The 18,354-nt window shown below is 63.3% G+C and carries 15 protein-coding genes; 8 read left to right on the top strand and 7 right to left on the bottom strand.

Going from position 1 to position 18,354, the window contains the following annotated elements:
* The first annotated feature begins 30 nt into the window (after nucleotides 1-30).
* The gene (locus Q0P52_RS04125) at nucleotides 31-549 is read left to right on the top strand and encodes a cysteine hydrolase family protein (protein ID WP_293766781.1); all 519 of its coding nucleotides are present in this window, start codon (nucleotides 31-33) and stop codon (nucleotides 547-549) included.
* A 288-nt stretch (nucleotides 550-837) separates the two neighbouring features.
* On the opposite strand, the gene Q0P52_RS04120 is transcribed toward Q0P52_RS04125, so the two are convergent.
* From Q0P52_RS04120 to Q0P52_RS04105, 4 genes are all read right to left on the bottom strand, one after another.
* A complete protein-coding gene (locus Q0P52_RS04120; RefSeq protein WP_293766779.1) occupies nucleotides 838-2,364 on the bottom strand; it encodes a fumarate hydratase in 1,527 nt (508 codons plus the stop codon).
* Between the two features lie 144 nt (nucleotides 2,365-2,508).
* Entirely contained in the window at nucleotides 2,509-4,449 is a 1,941-nt protein-coding gene (locus tag Q0P52_RS04115) for a GGDEF domain-containing phosphodiesterase (protein WP_293813659.1), read from the bottom strand.
* A gap of 25 nt (nucleotides 4,450-4,474) precedes the next feature.
* Nucleotides 4,475-5,671 carry a hypothetical protein gene (locus Q0P52_RS04110; protein WP_293765165.1) on the bottom strand — a complete coding sequence of 399 codons (1,197 nt, stop codon included), beginning with the start codon at nucleotides 5,669-5,671 and terminating at the stop codon, nucleotides 4,475-4,477.
* A gap of 15 nt (nucleotides 5,672-5,686) precedes the next feature.
* A complete protein-coding gene (locus Q0P52_RS04105; RefSeq protein WP_293765163.1) occupies nucleotides 5,687-6,538 on the bottom strand; it encodes a metallophosphoesterase in 852 nt (283 codons plus the stop codon).
* Nucleotides 6,539-6,779: 241 nt separating this feature from the next.
* Between Q0P52_RS04105 and modA the strand changes: the two genes are divergently transcribed.
* The 4 genes from modA to Q0P52_RS04085 are packed head-to-tail and all read left to right on the top strand — an operon-like array spanning nucleotide 6,780 to nucleotide 9,750.
* A complete protein-coding gene (gene modA / locus Q0P52_RS04100; protein WP_293765161.1) occupies nucleotides 6,780-7,538 on the top strand; it encodes a molybdate ABC transporter substrate-binding protein in 759 nt (252 codons plus the stop codon).
* 1 nt (nucleotide 7,539) lies between these two features.
* Nucleotides 7,540-8,223: a molybdate ABC transporter permease subunit gene (modB, locus tag Q0P52_RS04095; protein ID WP_293765157.1), complete on the top strand. Its 684-nt coding sequence runs from the start codon at nucleotides 7,540-7,542 to the stop codon at nucleotides 8,221-8,223.
* Entirely contained in the window at nucleotides 8,220-8,936 is a 717-nt protein-coding gene (locus Q0P52_RS04090; RefSeq protein ID WP_293765155.1) for an ATP-binding cassette domain-containing protein, read from the top strand. The genes modB and Q0P52_RS04090 overlap by 4 nt, the downstream gene beginning before the upstream one ends.
* A complete protein-coding gene (locus tag Q0P52_RS04085; RefSeq protein WP_293765154.1) occupies nucleotides 8,929-9,750 on the top strand; it encodes a TOBE domain-containing protein in 822 nt (273 codons plus the stop codon). Before Q0P52_RS04090 ends, Q0P52_RS04085 begins: the two co-directional genes overlap by 8 nt.
* A 294-nt stretch (nucleotides 9,751-10,044) precedes the next feature.
* Here Q0P52_RS04085 and Q0P52_RS04080 read toward each other — a convergent pair whose 3' ends face one another.
* From Q0P52_RS04080 to Q0P52_RS04070, 3 genes are all read right to left on the bottom strand, one after another.
* Nucleotides 10,045-12,648, bottom strand: coding sequence for a hybrid sensor histidine kinase/response regulator (locus tag Q0P52_RS04080; RefSeq protein ID WP_293765153.1), 2,604 nt, complete (start codon nucleotides 12,646-12,648; stop codon nucleotides 10,045-10,047).
* Between the two features lie 23 nt (nucleotides 12,649-12,671).
* On the bottom strand, nucleotides 12,672-13,175 hold the full coding sequence (locus Q0P52_RS04075; RefSeq protein WP_293765152.1) for a molybdopterin-dependent oxidoreductase: 504 nt from the start codon (nucleotides 13,173-13,175) through the stop codon (nucleotides 12,672-12,674).
* A 183-nt stretch (nucleotides 13,176-13,358) separates the two neighbouring features.
* Nucleotides 13,359-14,246: a LysR substrate-binding domain-containing protein gene (locus Q0P52_RS04070; protein WP_293765150.1), complete on the bottom strand. Its 888-nt coding sequence runs from the start codon at nucleotides 14,244-14,246 to the stop codon at nucleotides 13,359-13,361.
* A gap of 150 nt (nucleotides 14,247-14,396) precedes the next feature.
* Between Q0P52_RS04070 and Q0P52_RS04065 the strand changes: the two genes are divergently transcribed.
* The 3 genes from Q0P52_RS04065 to Q0P52_RS04055 all read left to right on the top strand — a co-directional run bounded on the left by Q0P52_RS04065 (nucleotide 14,397) and on the right by Q0P52_RS04055 (nucleotide 18,261).
* Nucleotides 14,397-15,017: a LysE family transporter gene (locus Q0P52_RS04065; RefSeq protein ID WP_293765148.1), complete on the top strand. Its 621-nt coding sequence runs from the start codon at nucleotides 14,397-14,399 to the stop codon at nucleotides 15,015-15,017.
* 77 nt (nucleotides 15,018-15,094) lie between these two features.
* Complete coding sequence (locus Q0P52_RS04060; protein WP_293765146.1) at nucleotides 15,095-16,321, top strand: efflux RND transporter periplasmic adaptor subunit; 1,227 nt, start codon at nucleotides 15,095-15,097, stop codon at nucleotides 16,319-16,321.
* A gap of 2 nt (nucleotides 16,322-16,323) precedes the next feature.
* The gene (locus Q0P52_RS04055; protein WP_293765144.1) at nucleotides 16,324-18,261 is read left to right on the top strand and encodes a MacB family efflux pump subunit; all 1,938 of its coding nucleotides are present in this window, start codon (nucleotides 16,324-16,326) and stop codon (nucleotides 18,259-18,261) included.
* The last annotated feature ends 93 nt before the right edge of the window (nucleotides 18,262-18,354 follow it).

Raw genomic sequence — 18,354 nt, 5'->3', positions numbered from 1 at the left:
CTCATACCCTCACCCCCCAAGGAGCGCAGCATGAGCCAACCGGCACTGATCGTCATCGACCTGCAAAACGACTACTTCCCCGGCGGCGCGTTTCCGCTGTGGAACACCGAAGAGGCCTTGGCCAACACACTGTCCGCCATCAGCCGAGCCCGCGCCAAGGGCGTGCCGGTGATTCATGTGCAACACGTGGCCGACCCGGCGCGCGGCATCTCTCCCTTCTTCAATGCCGGCACCGAGGGCGTAGCCATTCATGCCGAGGTGCTGGCCGCTGCGCCCGACGCCCCGGTGGTGGTAAAGCATTTCGCCGACAGTTTCCTGGACACCGCGCTGGAAGCCACCCTGCGCCAATTGGGCGTGGACGAGCTGCTGGTGTGCGGCATGATGACGCAGAACTGCGTCACTCACACCGCCATTTCCCCCGCCGCCGCCGGCTACAAGGTGAGCATTCTCGCCGACTGCTGCACTACGGTCAGCCAGATGATCCACCTCATCGCCCTCAACGCCGTGGCGCCGCGCCTGCCCATCGTTCAAAGCGCCGACGCGCTCTGAGACCGGCCCCGGCTCGCTCTCCGGCCAGCCATCCGTCGCCAAAAGAAAACGCCCGGCATGCCGGGCGTTTTCAGCTTATTGACACCATCCTCTCGCTTTCTGATCGGAAAGCGAGGCTCCCTTGCAGAGCAAGGGCGGGGGGATTGGAAATCAACGGGAAGGCTGCCGAATCAATACGCAAGTTGGAAGGCCCGGTTTTGCCGGGTCCTGCAGAAACTCGCCCAATGATGTTGTCAGCAGCCTGCGCCCGGCATGCCGGGCGTTTGTCGTGTCATGTTGGCCGAAGCATCAGCCGGCGTTGACCGGAATCTTGCCGATCTTGACGCGCCACTCGGCCGGGCCGGTGGTGTGCACGGCGGTGCCACAGGCATCCACCGCCACGGTAACCGGCATGTCTTTCACCTCGAACTCGTAGATGGCTTCCATGCCCAGGTCGGCAAAACCCACTACGGTGGAGGCCTTGATGGCCTTGGACACCAGATAGGCGGAACCGCCCACGGCCATCAGGTACACCGCCTTGTTGTCCTTGATGGCTTCAATGGCTGCCGGGCCGCGCTCGGCCTTGCCGATCATGCCCAACAGACCGGTCTGTTCCAGCATCTGACGGGTGAACTTGTCCATGCGGGTAGCGGTGGTGGGGCCGGCCGGGCCGACCACTTCGTCGCGCACCGGATCCACCGGGCCGACGTAGTAGATGAAGCGGTTGGTGAAGTCCACCGGCAGCTTCTCGCCCTTGTTCAGCATGTCCACCATGCGCTTGTGCGCAGCGTCGCGACCGGTGAGGATCTTGCCGTTGAGCAGCAGTACTTCGCCCGGCTTCCAGCTGGCCACTTCTTCCTTGGTGATCTTGTCCAGATCCACGCGGCGACCGGAGGAGGCGTCGTAGGTGATGTCCGGCCAGTCTTCCAGGCGCGGGGCTTCCAGCTTGGCCGGGCCGCTGCCGTCCAGATGGAAGTGAATGTGACGCGTGGCGGCGCAGTTGGGGATCATGGCGACCGGCAGGCTGGCTGCGTGCGTCGGATAGTCCATGATCTTCACGTCCAGCACGGTGGTGAGGCCGCCCAGGCCCTGTGCGCCAATGCCCAGCGCGTTCACCTTCTCGTAGATTTCCAGACGCAACTGCTCCACACGGCTGAGTTCGGCGCCGCTGTCGGCCTTGGCCTTCAGTTCGTGGATGTCCACGTGATCCATCAGGCTTTCCTTGGCCAGCAACATGGCCTTTTCCGGCGTGCCGCCGATGCCGATGCCCAGAATGCCCGGCGGACACCAGCCCGCGCCCATGGTGGGCACGGTTTTCAGCACCCAGTCGACGATGCTGTCGGACGGGTTGAGCGCATAGAACTTGGATTTGTTTTCCGAACCGCCACCCTTGGCCGCGCAGATCACTTCCACGCCGTCGCCCTCGACGATTTCAAAATGCACCACGGCCGGCGTGTTGTCCTTGCTGTTCTGGCGCTTGCCGGCCGGGTCCAGCAGCACGGAGGCGCGCAGCTTGTTGTCAGGATTGTTGTAGGCGCGACGCACGCCTTCGTTCACCATTTCCTGCACGGACAGCGCGGCGTCCCACTGCACGTTCATGCCCACTTTCAGGAACACCACGGCGATGCCGGTATCCTGGCAGATGGGACGACGGCCTTCGGCGCACATGCGGCTGTTCACCAGAATCTGCGCCATGGCGTCCTTGGCGGCAACGCTCTCTTCTTTGAGATACGCCTGGTAAAGCGCGTCGATGTAGTCCTTGGGGTGGTAGCAACTGATGTACTGGAAAGCATCGGCGATGCTTTGAATGAAATCATCCTGACGGATAACGGCCATGAGCGGTTTCTCCAGCTGTAGGGGGGCTTTAGGAATTGTCCGGCCATTTTAGGCGCTTGCGCTGCATTGCGCCATCGCCACGCCCGCCGCCGACAAACAAAAACCGGCCGCCCGAGGCCGGTTTTGCATGCGCCTGAGCCCGACTCAGAGATTGACGCGGGTGGCGGCGAAAGCCCGAAACTGCTCGGGCGACAGGGGCTTGCTGAACACATAGCCCTGACCCACATCGCAACCGTAACGCGCCAGCAAGCGCGCCACATCCTCAGACTCGATGCCCTCCGCCACCACTTTCAGGCCCAGATTGTGCGCCAGCTGGATAGTGGTCTTGACGATGGCGGAGCAGCTTGGCTCTTCCAGCAGATTGGTGACGAAGCTCTGGTCGATCTTGAGTTCGTTCACGCGCAGGTCTTTCAGATAGGACAACGAGGAATAGCCGGTTCCAAAGTCGTCGATGGATTGCTGGAAACCCATGCGGTGCAGCTTGTCCACGGTTTGCATGAACTGGTCGGGCGAGTCGGAAAACGAGCACTCGGTAATTTCCAGCACTACCTTGTTGGCAGGCACCGCGTAACGCGACATGGCGTTGCGCAGGTCGCTGATCAGCTCGGGGTCGGCCAGGTTGCGAGCGGACAAATTGACCGAGCAATGGATATCCAGGCCATCGCGCTGCCATTCGGCCAACTGCTGGAAAAACTCGATGATCAGCCACTTGGTGAACGGCCGGATCAAGCCGGAGTTCTCGGCCACCGGGATGAAGTCGCCCGGCGGGACGTATTCGCCATTGGGCTTGCGCCAACGCGCCAGCGCTTCCGCACCGACAATCTTGCCTGAGCGCAGGTCGATCTGCGGCTGGTAAACGAGGCTGAGTTCCTTGTTGCTGAGCGCCTGACGCAGTTGGCCGAACAGCAAGTTGCGCCGCACGAAGGACGCGTTCAGCTCCTCGTTGTAGATGGACACATCCTCCTTGTCGGCGCGCGCCTGCAGCATGGCCTGTTCCGCCATGCGCAACAGGTCGGAACCGCGCGTGGAATGCCGTGGATAGATGGCGATGCCCATGGTGTGTTCGATATGGATGGGGTAGCTGTCCACGTGATAGGTCAGCTGGATGCCGCCCACCATTTCCATGATGTGGCGAGGCGACACGTGCTGCAGATCGGTCTTGTAGAAGAAACCGAACTCATCGCGCCGCAAGCGCGCCAGCCTACCCTTCTCGCCGTAGCGTTCCAGCAGGGAGAAAGAGATGGACTGCATCAGCTGGTCGCCGCCGCGATCGCCCAGAATATTGGAGATCTCGAACAGACGCTCCAGCCGCAAGTCGATCAGTACAATGGCCTCGTTCTCGCCCTGGCACTCGCCGATGGCCTCGTCCAGCAGGCTGATCAGATGGGTGCGGTTGGGCAGACCGGTGGTTTCGTCATGCAGCGCCAGATACTGCAGTTGGTCCAGATAGGCGCGCGCACGGGCGGTATTGGCCTCCACCCTGTCGTGCAAATCAGCCTCGAAACGCGAACGCACCAGGTTGAAGGCCGCCGCCATCGCCGAATAGAACAGCAGCGCCGACACCAGCTGCTGCAGGTAGACATCGCTGTAACGGCGCGAATCCGGTATGGCGAAGGACAGCTTCACCATCACCCAGACAAAAGCCACCCAGCCCAGACAGTACAGCCAGCCAGCGCGTTGGCCCTTGATGAAAAAAGCCAGGAAGGCGTAGGTGAACACCCAGATCACCCCGGTGCCCTCCACCCCGCCATAGATGATCAGCGCGGTGGACACCAGCGTGCCGTAGGCGAGGATGAGAAACTCGGCGGTCAGCAGATAACGCTCATCGCGCAACAGCGCCAGCGCCGGCAGCAGCAGGAACAGGCTGACCGCGGCCTCCACCGCCGCCAGCGCGGCAAAATCAAAGACAAAATAATTGACCAGCGAGAACGCCAGCGTCACCGGCAGCGCCAGCGCGATGGCGGTCAGCGCGTGCTTGCGGCGCTCCGGCTGCGAAGAAACGTAAGTCTGGTTGAAGCCCAGCAAGGTGATGAGCGCGTTGCCCAGCACGTTTTTCAACGAAGTCATCGTATTGATGAAGCTCATGTTCGATCCCGGATCGGCCGATCGCTCAGCCGCGCCAGATGATCCTGATGGACCGGCCATCGCGCGCCGCTGTGTAGATATCCGGCGGCGTAATGGACTCTCTGGCAAAGAACCACTTCAGGATGGCGTGGCGCTGCAGTTGCAGGCCCACCGCCCGGTGGACGCTCTTATAGCAAAAATAGACGAACTCGGAGCAACTGAAACGGTGAAAACTCCGCACATCGTCAAACTGGAAATCGTAACCGCTGCCGATGCGGCTGATGGCGACGGCGCGCGCCGCCCGGATAATGTCCGCGCGACTGACCGCTTCCCCCGCGTTCAGCCGCCGGTCGATGTCTTCCTCTTCCGTTGTCAGCCCGCCCTCGCCTTTCAGGCGAGCGGCGCCGTGGCTGCCGGCGGGCAGCTTCACCATCTCGTCAAGGCGAATGACGGCGAGATAATCACATCGGGTGAACGTAAGGATATCCTCAACGAAGACGCCGCGCGACATGGAGTGAACCACCATCTGCTTGCCGGTCTGGAAATAATGCTCGTCGCAACGCACGGCCTGCTGCTCGTCCGGGCTTGCGGCGCGCCAGCCGCCCTGCCCGTCCGCCACCTTCAAGCCGCTGGCCGCTTGCGCCCGGTCAGCCTCGTTCAGCTCACCCACATACAAGGCCGCGTGGGAGAAAAAATCCGCGCCGCTGCCATCGCTGCCGGCCAGATTGATGAATTTGCCGTCAACAAAATGATCGTAACCGCGCAGCAGGATATCGCCGGCTTGCAGCGGCAAGTCCGCCGCCTCCGCTCCGCCCTCGGTCAGGAGGCGGATGACCTTGGCGTTGAGCCGGTAGCCGCCCGGATCTTCCACCACCGAGTACGGCAGGGACAAGCGCCCGCCGGCCACATCAAAACTGAAATACTTGAGCACGCCTATCCAATTGATGAAGCGGTCGATGAGAAAGTTGAAAAAGCCGCTCATGCCGGGGTAAGCCGGATTGCCCCGATAACCGGGGCTGCCAGGCTGCGCCGCCACGCCAAAGGCGTTCAGCGCAAACAGCGCGCCCAGCGTCCACTGCCAAGCCTGGTGACTGCGCAAGTTCTCGAAATGCAGGCAAGCCCAGCACCAGGGCAATAGCAAGGGCGACCACTGGGCCAGCAGCACCAGATAACGCACCAGCAAGTAAAAAGGCTTGGCCAGCAAGGCCGTCAACACCAGCAAGGTTTTATCCAGCCACACCATGATCCCGCTCCGGATTCAAAGACGAACGCGCCCGACGACGACCGTCAGGGTGCGCGTATCGACGACGCGATAGCGCAGGCAGCCGCTTTCATCGTCGACATCGGTGGAAGAGCCGCCGTCCAGCGCCAGCGGAATGCCGTAGCGGCGGCTATCGCCGCTGCAATCCAGCCCGTAATGCATGTGGCCGTACAAAAGGATGTCGGCGCGATCCTGCAGCACGCGACACAGCGACCAAGCATCCTTCAGGCGACGGAACGGTCGTGTCGCTCTCGCCAGCAAGTGGAACAGCAGCCGGCGGTCATCCACATCAGGCGCTACCCGGTAACCGTAATAGAAAGGGTGATGGTGCAGGGCCACGATGACTGTCTTGCCTTGATCCGGCAGCCGCGCGTCCGGCAGCCAGCCATCCAGAACGGCCAGTTGTTCCTCGCCCAGATGGCCTTCGGCAAACCAGCGTTCGCGCCAGGACAGTTCGGCGGCGTTGGAATCCAGCACGAGCAGCTGCGTCTCGGCATCCAGCTGGTGGCGGACGGGGAATTCCGCCGCTTGTCCATGAAACAGCCAAGGGGCGAAATCGCGTTGAAAGTCGGCAGCGGCGTCGGGCGCGATGGACATGGCATCGCCATAGTCGTGATTGCCGGGGCAGAGAAAAACCCGGTAACCGGCATCGCTCAGCCGCGCCAGTTGCGCCGCGCCGGCGGCGCGGTAAGCCGGCTCCGCACTGTCTATCACATCGCCGGTGTGCAGGACGACGAAGTCTTCCGGCGCGCCCAGCACCGAAGACAAGAGATGATCCACCAGACGAGCCAGCCGCGACTGGCACTCTCCCTTGCCCACATGGGTATCGCTGATATGCACGAGCTTCATGCCGGCCCCCGCCAGATTGGCATAAACCACTACAACTACATTGTTATTTGAGACTCCCAGCCCTGAACTCTACTGTCTGCTCATGACATCAGCAAGGTGAATCCCATGCACACCGCCATGTTGCGGAGCCGCTGCAATGACTAGCCAAGGGCTTGCCGACTAGTTCATCAGTCGGATGTCGTTAGCGTTATATATTGCGGTATATTGCGAATTCCAGTTCCATTGCCACGGATGCCCTGCCATGCGCCCCACCCAGCCTTTGCTCACGATGACTGCCCTTGCCGCCCTGCTGGCGAGCCATCTCGCCGCCGCCGGCGAATTGACGGTTTCCGCTGCTGCCAGCCTGACCAACGCCTTCAAGGACATTGCCCAAGGCTTCGAGGCGCAGTACCCCGGCAGCAAGGTACTACTCAATTTCGGTGCCTCTGGTGCCCTGCTGCAACAGATGAGCAAGGGCGCGCCGGTGGATGTGTTCGCCTCCGCCGATCAGGAAACCATGGACAGCGCGGTGAAAGATGGCCTGGTGAAAGCCGCAGACCGCAAGAATTTCGTCCGCAACAACCTGGTGCTGATCGTGCCCGCCGACAGCAAACTGGCGCTGGCGCGCCTCGCGGACCTGAACCGCCCGGCGATTCAGAAAGTGGCCATCGGCAACCCGGCCAGCGTCCCGGTGGGCCGCTACACCCAGCACGCGCTGGAAACCGCCAAACTGTGGGCCAACATCTCGCCCAAGGCCATCAACACGCAAAACGTGCGCCAGTCGCTGGATTATGTTGCTCGCGGCGAAGTGGATGCCGGTTTTGTGTACGGCACCGACGCCGCCATCATGAAAGACAAGGTACGCGTGGCCTTTGAAGTGCCGCTGGACACCGTCATCAGCTATCCCATCGCCCGTACCGCCAACAGCGCCAATGGCGAAGAAGCCCGTCGTTTCATTGCCTACGTGCTCTCGCCGGCCGGCCAGACGGTACTGGCGCGCTACGGCTTCCAGAAACCCTGACATGGATGCGCTGTGGCCCGCCCTCTTCCTGTCGCTTAAAGTGGCGTGCTGGGCGACGATCATCAATCTCGTACTGGGCGTGGGCACCGGCTATCTGCTGGCCCGCGCGCGCTTTCCCGGCCGCGACGTGCTGGACACCCTGCTGACCCTGCCCATGGTGATGCCCCCTACCGTGCTGGGCTATTACCTGCTGGTGCTGGTTGGCCGAAGAAGCTGGCTGGGCGGCTGGCTGCACGACACGCTGGGCGTCAATCTGATATTCAGCTGGCAGGGCGCGGTGCTGGCCGCCGCTATCGTGGCCTTTCCGCTGGTGTTCAAACCGGCCCGCGCCGCTTTTGAATCGGTGGACAGCCAGCTGGAACAAGCCGCCCGCGTGCTGGGCGTCAGCGAACTGGCGCTGTTCTTCCGCGTGACCCTGCCGTTGGCCTGGCGCGGTATTCTGGCCGGCCTGCTGCTGGCCTTCGCTCGCGCCATGGGCGAATTCGGCGCCACGCTGATGGTGGCGGGCAGCATTCCGGGCAAAACCCAAACCCTGTCCATCGCCATTTATGAGGCGGTGCAGGCCGGGCAGGACGACGCCGCCAACCAGCTGGTGCTGATCACCTCCGCCGTTTGCGTGGCGGCGCTGTTGCTGGCCGGTCGACTGGCGCCGGGCAGACTGGCTCGCGAGGAGAATGCCCGATGAAGCTGGACCTCCACATTCGGCGGGCGCTGGGCAAGGACGGGCAAGGCTTCCAGCTGGACGTCGCCTTGCGCACCGATTGCCAACGGGTCGTCATTCTCGGCCCTTCCGGCGCCGGCAAAAGCCTGACCCTCAAAGCCATGGCCGGATTGATGACGCCGGACGCCGGCCACATCCGCCTGGATGGCCGCACGCTGTTCGACTCAGCCAGCGGCGTCAATCTGCCTCCGCAACAACGCGGGCTCGCCTATCTGTTTCAGGATTACGCGCTGTTTCCCCATCTTACCGTGCGGCAGAACATCGCCTTCCCCTTGCGGCGCGGCCTGTTCAACGCCGCCAAAGGCAGTCGGGATCCGGCAGTGGAGCACTGGCTGACGGCGCTGGACATCGCCCGCACGGGCGACCTCTACCCTGAGCAACTGTCTGGCGGGCAACGCCAGCGAGCGGCGCTGGCGCGCGCGCTGGTGGCGCGCCCTCAAGCAATCCTGCTGGACGAGCCCTTCGCTGCGCTGGATCAGGCGCTGCGCGACACCATGCGCGCAGAACTGGACCGGCTGCAGCGCGAACTGCGGGTGCCGATGGTGTTGATCACGCATGACCCGGAAGACGCCGCCGTCTTCGGCCAACAGGTGGTATTGCTGCGCGACGGCCGTGTGGACACCCCCGCCGCGCAGGCACTGGCCGCCAGCCCACAAGGAGCGTCATCCCATGCCTGACAACAAACAGAACAAACCGGCGTTCGGGCTCAGCGGCTCGCTGTCCATGACGCTGGGCGGCGCCGCCTTTGGCGGCCACGGCCGCATGGCGCTGCTGGCCAGCATCGGCGAGCGAGGCTCCATCACTCAGGCTGCCAAGGCGGTGGGCATCAGCTACAAGGCCGCCTGGGACGGCATCGACGCCATGAACAATCTGGCCGGCGAGCCGCTGGTAGAGCGCCTGACCGGCGGCAAGGGCGGCGGCGGCACCCGCCTGACCGCGCGCGGCGCGCAACTGGTGGACAACTATCGCCGCCTGCACGCGGCGCACCAGCGCTTCATCGAACAACTAGCCCTGCAAGCGGAAAGCATGGCCGACGACTATGTCCTGATCAGGAGAATGGGGATGAAAACCAGCGCGAGAAACCAGTTTCTGGGCAAGGTGGCGGCAGTAACGGCCGGCGCGGTGAACGATGAAATCACGCTGGAAACCGCCAGCGGTTTGCGACTGACGGCCATCGTCACCCACGACAGCGCGGAAAGCCTGGGATTGACACCGGGGGCGGAGGTGTTTGCGCTGATCAAGTCCTCCTCCATCATTCTGGCCCTGCCGGAAGGCGGCACGCGCTTTTCCGCGCGCAATCAGCTGGCCGGCGCGGTCAGCCGCATCGTGCCCGGCGCAGTGAATACCGAGGTGGTGCTGGATCTGGACGACGGCGGCGCCGTGGCGGCCATCGTCACCAATGAAAGCTGCGCCGCGCTGGGTCTTGGCCTTGGCGCTCGGGTCATCGCCTTGTTCAAGGCGTCCAGCGTGATTCTGGGCGTGCCGGCCTGATCGTCCGCACACACCCGCATCGCCCCATGAGCAAGGCCAGCTGTCGCGGGCCTGCGGATTATCGCCCCCGCTCGCTTTGGGGTCAGAAAACGAGGTTCCCTGGCAGGGTAAGGGTGGGGGATTGGCAGCCTATGGGAAGGCTGCGGAATCAATCAGTGAAGCCGGGAGACCCGCCTTTGCGGGGCCCTGCTGAATCTCACCCAATGACTTTGCCTTCGGCCTGAAGGCCCGCTGTCGCAGGCCTAATCGCCTCTCGCGTACGGTCTGAACCCCACCAGCCTGGCCAAAGGGCGCTTACTGCGCCAGATACGGCTCCAGCACCGCCAGCAGTGCCTGATGCCGCTCCTCCACCCGCGCGAGAATGGCGCGACTGTCGTCCAGCCGGCGGTCGCGGATGGCCAGTTCCAGCTCCTTGCATTCTGCCGCCAGCGGCAGAGAGGCGGCGGACAGAGCTGCGCCCTTCAATGAGTGCGCGGCGCGGGCGGCAATCTCCACATCCTCGTCCTGCAAGTGATTGCGCAATTCCGTCAGCCGCTTGCCGCTGTCGCCGACAAAAGCCTGCAACAGGATGGGCAGGAAACTCTCGTCCCCGTCACAGTTGCGCACCGCCTGATCACGATCAAACAGCAGCTCTTCCTGCCGGGGCATGGCCGTGATCGGCTGGGGCACCAGTAGGCTGTCCATGCCCAGTACCCGGCCGATCTCATCAAAGGTGCGCGCGGCATCGATAGGCTTGCTGACGTAACCGTCCATGCCGGCTTCCAGGCAGCGTTCACGGTCGCCGTTCATGGCGTTGGCGGTCAACGCGATCACCGGCATGTGAGGCAGGCCGCCTGCCGCCTCGCGCTCGCGCAGGGCGCGGGTGGCCTCCAGCCCGTCCATCACCGGCATCTGCATATCCATCAGCACCAGATCGAAATTGCCTGCCGCCAGTGCGTCCAGCGCCTTCTGACCGTTTTCCGCCACGGTGACCTGAAAACCTCGACGGGTCAGAATCGCCATCGCCAGCTTCTGGTTCACCAGATTGTCTTCGGCCAACAGGATATGGAGCTTGCCGTCCAGTTCGCGCACAGTATGACGCGTGACCAGCGGCTGCTCCGCCGCGTTCTGTTCGCCCGACAGCAGTAAACGCAGGGTGGTGAGCAGTTCATCCTGCGACACCGGCTTGGTGAGATAACCGCGAATGCCCAGCGCCTGGCAACGCGCGGCGTCGCCGCGCTCGCCGGAGGAAGTCAGCATGATCACGGCGGCGCGCCGATGGGCCTCCTGAATCTGCTGCGCCACATCGAAGCCGGACATGCCCGGCATGTGGCCATCCAGCAGGATCAAGGGAAACTCCCGCTCGCGCAGCAAGGCCAGCGCCTCGAAACCGTCGGCCGCCAGCGTTGGCCGCATCCGCCAGTTGCCCAGCAAGGAGGCCAGCCAACTGCGATTGGTGGGATTGTCGTCGGCCACCAGCACTTCGACGCCGACCAGATCAGCCGCGTCCGGCAGCGCAGGCTGCGGGTCGGCCAGCGCTACGGGCAAAGTGAACCGGAAATCCGCCCCCTTGCCCGGCTCGCTGTCCACGCCAATGTCGCCGCCCATCAGGCGCACCAGTTTTTGCGTAATGGTCAGGCCAAGGCCCGTGCCGCCGTAACGACGCGTCGTGCTGGAATCCGCTTGGGAAAAGGCATCAAAGATCAGCTTCTGTTTTTCTGGATCGATGCCGATGCCGGTGTCGCGCACAGAGAAGCTCAGCTTCAGCCCCTGCGGGGTTTCTTCGCCGTCCACGCTCAGCACCACTTCGCCTTGCTTGGTGAATTTCAGCGCGTTGCCCAGCAGATTGTTCAGCACCTGCCGCAGGCGCGAGGGGTCGGCCATCAGCCGGTCCGGCAATTGGGGACACACTCGGCAGATCACTTCGAGCTGGTCGCCCGCCTTGAGCGTGAAGGGATAAAGCGTCTGACTGATCAGGCTGCGCAAGGAAAAGGCGACGTTTTCCACCTCCATCTTGCCGGCCTCGATCTTGGAGAAGTCCAGGATGTCGTTGATGATGATGAGCAAGGCGTCGGCCGAAGACTTCACCAGTTCGACGTATTCACGCTGCTCGTCATTGAGATCCGTATCCAGCACCAGCTCTGTCATGCCGATGATGCCGTTCATCGGCGTGCGGATTTCATGGCTCATATTGGCCAGAAAGGCGCCCTTGGCCTCGCTGGCCGCTTCAGCCTGCGCCAGCGCCTTGTCCAGCTGCCGGCTGAGGGCCTCGGCTTCTTCGCGCCGCCGTTCGCTGATGGACAGGTTGCGATACGCCAGCGCGGCAATCAGCACGGCGATCACCATCAGGCCGGCCGCGGTGGCCGCCACGGTGGCGTTGATGTTGCGGATGCTGCGATTGCTGAGGTTGGCCTGTTCGGTCAGGCGGGTGTTGGCGCCCACAGTCAGCTCGCGCACACTCTCCACCACGCCGTCCAGATTTCGTTGCAGCGCTTCGGCGGCAGGCCTGTCAAAGTAACCGTCCTTGCCTGCCAGCGCGTCGTCAGTGCGGCGGATCAGCGCCGCCAGCGGCAGGATCTGCTTGTTGTACCAGTCGAGATCCTTGAACAGCAGGCTGTAGCGGTATTGCTGCAGCAGGTTCACCCGCGACACCAGAATGTCGTAGCGCAGTTTGAGCTCGTCCAGATCGGCCGTCCGACCGGTGGCCACCGCCACCCGGGCCGCGCCCTGGGTGCGGTAGTAGTCGATGCCCAGCTGGGAATACACCCAGACGACATTGTCCTCGCCTTGCTGGGCAAGCCGCTGCATTTCGGATTGTTGCCGCTGGTACAGCATGGCCACCACCAGCAGGGCGGCCGCCATGAGAATGGCGAGCAGCCACAGCTGGTTGCCGGCGCGACGGCTCAGATGGCGTAACACGAGATGAAGAACTCCACTGCGGCTTACTCGACGCGGATACGGTTAACCTGCCATACGCAACGGGACAGGATTTCCTTGGTGCGCAGTTCCGGCTTCTTGTCGAAGGGATACATCACGAACAAGGGTCCCTTGTCGCGCACGTTCAGCACCTGGCCGTTCACCTTGCGCGCCAGAATCACATCGTACTTGTCCAGATCCGCCAGCGGGATCTCCGCCGCATAATCATTGAGCGCCACCACATAGAGCTTGGTGCCCTTGGCCCCGGCAGCCTTGATCACATCGCGGAACAGCGGGCCCTCAAACGTTTGCGGCCCTTTGTACCACGGTGTTTCCACGGTCATTTTCACCTGGGGCAGCTTGTCCAACATGGCCGCGTCGAACTGCGCGTCGCTGCCGGCGTTCTTCTCACTGATCAGGCCGGTGATGGTGACAATCGGGTGGCCGGCGGCCTTGTCCAGCGCATGCGACGGAATGGCGGCAGCGGCCAGCATGGATGCAAGCAGCACATGGCGAGCTGTTTTCAGCATGAATACCCTCCCTCAGGTTTGTAATGGCTTTTCCATTATGAACCATCTTTCCGCCACCACGACACTGACATGCCTCAAACCTGCAGGAAAACCGCCCGAGAAGCCCGCCCCGCCAAGGGATGCCGCGGCATCGCCTACCTCCTGCCTGTCAGACAGACTGACAAGCATTGCTGCCGACCACGCTCAACCGGGCTCCGCCAATCGTTCCGAAGCAGCGAATTCGCGCTGCAGCCAGCACAGAAAACGCTGTACGCGCGGCTCGTCGCCTTCGTCGCGCCGCCGCAGTAGTACATAGGACGAACCATCGCGGCTGAAACCACAAGGCGCGAGCAAGCGGCCGGAGGCCAGGTCATCCTCCACCATATAACGCGACGCCATGGCCACCCCCAACCCTGCTGCGGCGGCCTGCAAACTGAGATAGAAATGCTGGTAACTGACCGAAGCCAGCGGCGTATCTTCCCGACCGGCCTGCCGCGCCCAGCGCTCCCAGGCCTGCGGACGGGTGTCGCTGTGCAGGCGGCAGGCCCGGCTCCAGGCCTCCGCCAGGGCCAGCTCCGGTCGACATACCGGGCCCATGTGTTCGGCAGCCAACGGTTCGGCCTGACAATCGTCGCCCCAATGAAAATCGTTGCGACGGATGGCCACATCAGCCTCGCCTCGCAGCAGATCAACCGGGCCGCCGGCAGCGGAAATCAGCAGGGGGCAATCCGGGTGCCGCGCCTGAAAATCCGCCAATCGAGGAATCAGCCAGCGCATGGCCAGCGTAGGCTCGCAAGATACCACCAGCGGCAAGGCCGCCTCTTCCCTTTGCAAACGGCGCACGCAGTCGTCGAGCTTTTCCAGCGCCTCGCGGCTGGCTTCGAAAAGACGGCGACCTTGCGGCGTCAGGAATACCGCCCGATTGCGCCGCTCGAACAGCGAAAACCCCAGCGCCTCCTCCAGTTGGCGGATCTGACGGCTGATCGCGCCATGCGTCACGCACAGCGCGTCGGCGGCCTGAACGAAGCTGCCCAATCGGGCGGCGGCTTCAAACACGCGAATGGCGTTCAGTGAAGGCAGACGAAAGCTCATCAGTGACTTTCTCTCACATATCCAAGCCAAAACATATCGTTTTTCCTCTCGGTGATTGGCGTCGAAAATGACTGTAATACCGGCAAAAAGCAAAACGATGCCGTCATTCATCGCGCTTGCCGTCATTTAACCACAGAGAGGAAATCTGACATGAATGAATTACTGGCCGTGGCCGCCATTACCTGGCTGGCCGTCATCAGCCCCGGCGCTGATTTCGCCATGGTGACGCGCAACAGTCTGTTGCATGGGCGTGGAGCCGGCCTGCTTGGCGCTACCGGCATTGCGCTGGGCGTTCAGGTTCACGTGCTCTATGTGATGCTAGGCGTGGGCCTGCTGATTGCCCATACGCCCTGGTTGTTCTCCGCCATCCGCTTGCTGGGCGCAGCCTATCTGGTATGGGTGGGTTTTCAGACTTTCACCGCCAAACCGGTAACCGGGCAGACCATCGGCGGGACGGCGAGCCTGCCGCCGCTGTCGGCGCTGAAGGCCGGCCTGTTTACCAATCTGCTCAATCCCAAAACCACGCTGTTCGTGCTCAGCACTTACACGCAGGTGGTCAGCGCAAAGACGTCGCCAGCGGCGCGCATCGGCTACGGCTTGTTCATGTCCGGCTCTCACTGGCTGTGGTTTTCGCTGGTAGCGTTGCTACTGTCCAGCCCCTCGTTGCGCCAGCGCTTGCTCAATAGCCAGCGCGCGCTGAACCGGCTGATCGGCACCATCCTTGGCCTGCTGGGCGCGGGCTTGCTGGCCGCGACCCTGGCGCCGGTGTAGAAGGCATAGAGTCGGCATTTACAAATATTTGCCTGCCGCCGACAGGAGTTAACACGCGACGGCCGCATATTCAGCAGATGCTTAATCTTCGTTTATTCCTCGCATCCCTGCGCGTCCGGGCCGTCCTCCTCACCATTTTGCTGCTGGGCGCGGCCTCGGTTTACCACTTCATGCCCACCCGTCAGGAGAACCACTACCTGGCAGCCACTGCCGGGCTGGGGGATCTGGAAGACAGCGTGCTGGCTACCGGCACGGTGAAAGCCTTCCGCCAGGTGAGCGTGGGCGCGCAGGTGTCCGGCCAGATCAAGTCGTTGAAAGTGAGCTTGGGCCAAAGCGTGCGCAAGGGCGACGTGCTGGCCGAGATCGACCCGCGTACCCAGCAAAATACGCTGGAAGACGCGCAAGCCTCGGTCAACAGCTATCAGGCCCAACTGGATGCGAAAAACGCCGCGCTGACCAAAGCGCGGCAGGACTTAGTCCGCCAGCACGCCTTGCTTGGCATTCAGGCCACCTCGAAAGAAAGCTTCGACAGCGCACGTGCGGCGCAGGATCAAGCCGTGGCCGAAGTGCGGCAATTGCAGGCTCAATTGCGGCAGGCCCGCGTCAGCCTGCAAACCGCCAGCCTCAACCTGGGCTACACCCGCATCGAAGCGCCAATTGACGGCGTGGTGGTGGCGCTGCCAGTGGAGGAAGGCCAGACCGTCAACGCAACCCAATCCGCGCCCACCATCGTCAAACTGGCGCAGCTGGACACCATGACGATCAAAGCGGAAATCTCAGAAGGCGATGTGGTGCGCGTGAAACCGGGCTTGCCGGTGTCCTTCACCATTCTGGGCGAACCGGACAAGCGCTACGACGCGGTATTGCGGGCCGTGGACCCCGGCCCGCAATCCTATAGCGATGCGGATGACAGCACCTCCAGCACCAGTACCGGCAGCAGCTCTTCTTCCACCAGCACCGCCATCTATTACTACGGGCTGTTTGACGTACCCAACCCCGCGCACAAGTTGCGCATCAACATGACGGCGCAAGTCAGCATCGCCCTGCAACGGGTGCGGCAGGCGCTGACGGTGCCCGCCAGCGCGCTGGGACGCAAGTTGGCCGAAGGCCGCTACAGCGTACAAGTGCTGGACAAGAACGGCCGCGCGCTGCCGCGCGAAGTGCGCGTGGGCCTCAACAACGGCGTCAGTGCGCAAATCCTCTCCGGGCTTAGCGCCGGCGAGACGGTGGTGATCGGCCAGGCCAGCGCCGCCAAAACCAGCAGCGACAGCGGTCACAACGGCCCACCGCCGATAGGGATGTAAGCATGGCCGAACCTTTGCTGTCCCTGAACGGGGTGGGGCGTGACTTCGCTGCGGGCGAAGAGACTGTCGCCGTATTGAGCGACATCCGGCTGGACATCATGGCCGGCGAGATGGTGGCCATCATGGGCGCGTCCGGTTCGGGCAAATCCACGCTGATGAACCTGCTGGGTTGTCTAGACACCGCCAGCCGGGGCAGCTACCGCGTGGCCGGGGCCGATGTATCGGCCATGACGCCGGACCAGTTGGCCCGGCTGCGCCGCGAACACTTCGGCTTCATCTTTCAGCGCTACCACCTGCTGGGCGAACTGAGCGCACGCGAAAACGCAGAGCTGCCGGCCGTATACGCCGGCGTAGCCTCGCCTCAACGAAGGGAGCGTGCCCTGCGCCTGCTGGCACGGCTGGGCCTGGCCGGCAAGGCAGAGCACAAGCCCTCGCAACTGTCCGGCGGCCAGCAGCAGCGGGTCAGCATCGCCCGGGCGCTGATGAACGGCGGCAAGGTGATCCTGGCCGACGAGCCTACCGGCGCGCTGGACAGCGTCAGCGGCCAGCAAGTGATGGCCATCCTGCGCGAGCTGCACGCCGAAGGCCACACCATCATTCTGGTGACGCACGACAGCAAAGTGGCCGAGCACGCCGAGCGCATCATCGAAATTGGCGACGGCAAGATCATTGCCGACCGTCGTCGCGAGACAGCCCTGGCCGCCGCCGCGCCTTCGGCCAACCTTGCCCGCGCCGAGAGCCGCTCCTGGCGCGAAGGCTGTGTCGAAGCCTTCCGCATGGCCTGGCAAGCGCTGATGGCGCACCGCCTGCGTTCGGCGCTGACCATGCTGGGCATCATCATCGGCATCGCTTCGGTGGTGTCGGTGGTGGCACTGGGCAACGGCTCCAGCCAGCGCATCCTGCAAGACATCAGCGCGCTGGGCACCAACACCATCAACATCTATCCCGGCAAGCATTTCGGCGACCGCAAGGCGGACGCCATCCACACGCTCACCCCGCGCGACGCCGCGGTGCTGGCGGAGCAAGGCTTTGTAGACAGCGTGACGCCGGAGGTGAGCGACAGCGTGACGCTGCGTTACCACAGCACGGCGGTAACAGCGCAGGTAAAAGGCGTGGGCGAGCAGTACTTCCGCGTGCGCGGCGTGTCCATGGCCAGCGGCGCGGCGTTCGACGCCGACGCGGTGAGCCGGCAGGCGCAACGGGTGGTGATAGACGAGAACACGCGCAAGTCGCTGTTTCCCGATCAGGACCCCATCGGCAAGATCATCCTGCTGGGCCGCCTGCCCTGCCGCGTTATCGGCGTGGCGCAAACGCAGAAAACCGCTTTCGGCAACGACGAAAACCTCAATTTGTGGCTGCCCTATACCACGGTGATGTACCGCCTGCTGGGCCAGGACTACCTGAAAGCAGTCACCGTGCGCATTGCCGACAATACGGCCACCGACGCGGCGGAGGCCAGTCTGGTGGCGCTGATGACGCGCCGCCACGGTACGCAGGATTTCTTTGTGATGAACACCGACAGCATCCGCCAGACCATCCAGAGCGCCACCGCCACCATGACGCTGCTGGTGTCGATGATTGCGGTGATCTCGCTGGTGGTGGGCGGCATCGGCGTGATGAACATCATGCTGGTGTCGGTGAGCGAGCGCACACGGGAAATCGGCGTGTGCATGGCCGTGGGCGCGCGCCAGCGCGACATCCTGCAGCAGTTTCTGATCGAAGCGGTGATGGTGTGCCTGATCGGCGGCGTAATGGGCGTGGGCCTGTCCCTGCTGTTCGGCCTCCTGGCGGTGCAAGCAGGCAGCTTCAGCATGGTGTTTTCCTGGTGGTCCATCGCCGCGGCCTTCGGCTGCGCGACGCTCATCGGCGTTCTGTTCGGCTACCTGCCGGCCCGCAATGCCGCCCGGCTGGACCCGGTGGCCGCGCTGTCGCGTGAATAAGCGTGGCTGACAAAATTCCTGAGGCTGCGTTGCGCCTCCTTGCCGTACTCAAGTAGAGCCTGCGTCGGCGCGCCTTGCCTCTGCCTCGATACG

The sequence above is a fragment of the uncultured Aquitalea sp. genome (assembly GCF_945957525.1).
Taxonomy (GTDB): domain Bacteria; phylum Pseudomonadota; class Gammaproteobacteria; order Burkholderiales; family Chromobacteriaceae; genus Aquitalea.
The sequence above is the reverse complement of the archived record's forward strand: the minus strand, read 5'-3'. Positions and strand labels throughout refer to the sequence as shown.

What these genes read in the sequence shown, in the direction of transcription:
- Q0P52_RS04125 (WP_293766781.1), top strand. Translation starts at nt 31, where the DNA reads ATGAGCCAACCGGCACTGATCGTCATCGACCTGCAAAACGACTACTTC.
- Q0P52_RS04120 (WP_293766779.1), bottom strand. Translation starts at nt 2,364, where the DNA reads ATGGCCGTTATCCGTCAGGATGATTTCATTCAAAGCATCGCCGATGCT.
- Q0P52_RS04115 (WP_293813659.1), bottom strand. Translation starts at nt 4,449, where the DNA reads ATGAGCTTCATCAATACGATGACTTCGTTGAAAAACGTGCTGGGCAAC.
- Q0P52_RS04110 (WP_293765165.1), bottom strand. Translation starts at nt 5,671, where the DNA reads ATGGTGTGGCTGGATAAAACCTTGCTGGTGTTGACGGCCTTGCTGGCC.
- Q0P52_RS04105 (WP_293765163.1), bottom strand. Translation starts at nt 6,538, where the DNA reads ATGAAGCTCGTGCATATCAGCGATACCCATGTGGGCAAGGGAGAGTGC.
- modA (WP_293765161.1), top strand. Translation starts at nt 6,780, where the DNA reads ATGCGCCCCACCCAGCCTTTGCTCACGATGACTGCCCTTGCCGCCCTG.
- modB (WP_293765157.1), top strand. Translation starts at nt 7,540, where the DNA reads ATGGATGCGCTGTGGCCCGCCCTCTTCCTGTCGCTTAAAGTGGCGTGC.
- Q0P52_RS04090 (WP_293765155.1), top strand. Translation starts at nt 8,220, where the DNA reads ATGAAGCTGGACCTCCACATTCGGCGGGCGCTGGGCAAGGACGGGCAA.
- Q0P52_RS04085 (WP_293765154.1), top strand. Translation starts at nt 8,929, where the DNA reads ATGCCTGACAACAAACAGAACAAACCGGCGTTCGGGCTCAGCGGCTCG.
- Q0P52_RS04075 (WP_293765152.1), bottom strand. Translation starts at nt 13,175, where the DNA reads ATGCTGAAAACAGCTCGCCATGTGCTGCTTGCATCCATGCTGGCCGCT.
- Q0P52_RS04070 (WP_293765150.1), bottom strand. Translation starts at nt 14,246, where the DNA reads ATGAGCTTTCGTCTGCCTTCACTGAACGCCATTCGCGTGTTTGAAGCC.
- Q0P52_RS04065 (WP_293765148.1), top strand. Translation starts at nt 14,397, where the DNA reads ATGAATGAATTACTGGCCGTGGCCGCCATTACCTGGCTGGCCGTCATC.
- Q0P52_RS04060 (WP_293765146.1), top strand. Translation starts at nt 15,095, where the DNA reads ATGCTTAATCTTCGTTTATTCCTCGCATCCCTGCGCGTCCGGGCCGTC.
- Q0P52_RS04055 (WP_293765144.1), top strand. Translation starts at nt 16,324, where the DNA reads ATGGCCGAACCTTTGCTGTCCCTGAACGGGGTGGGGCGTGACTTCGCT.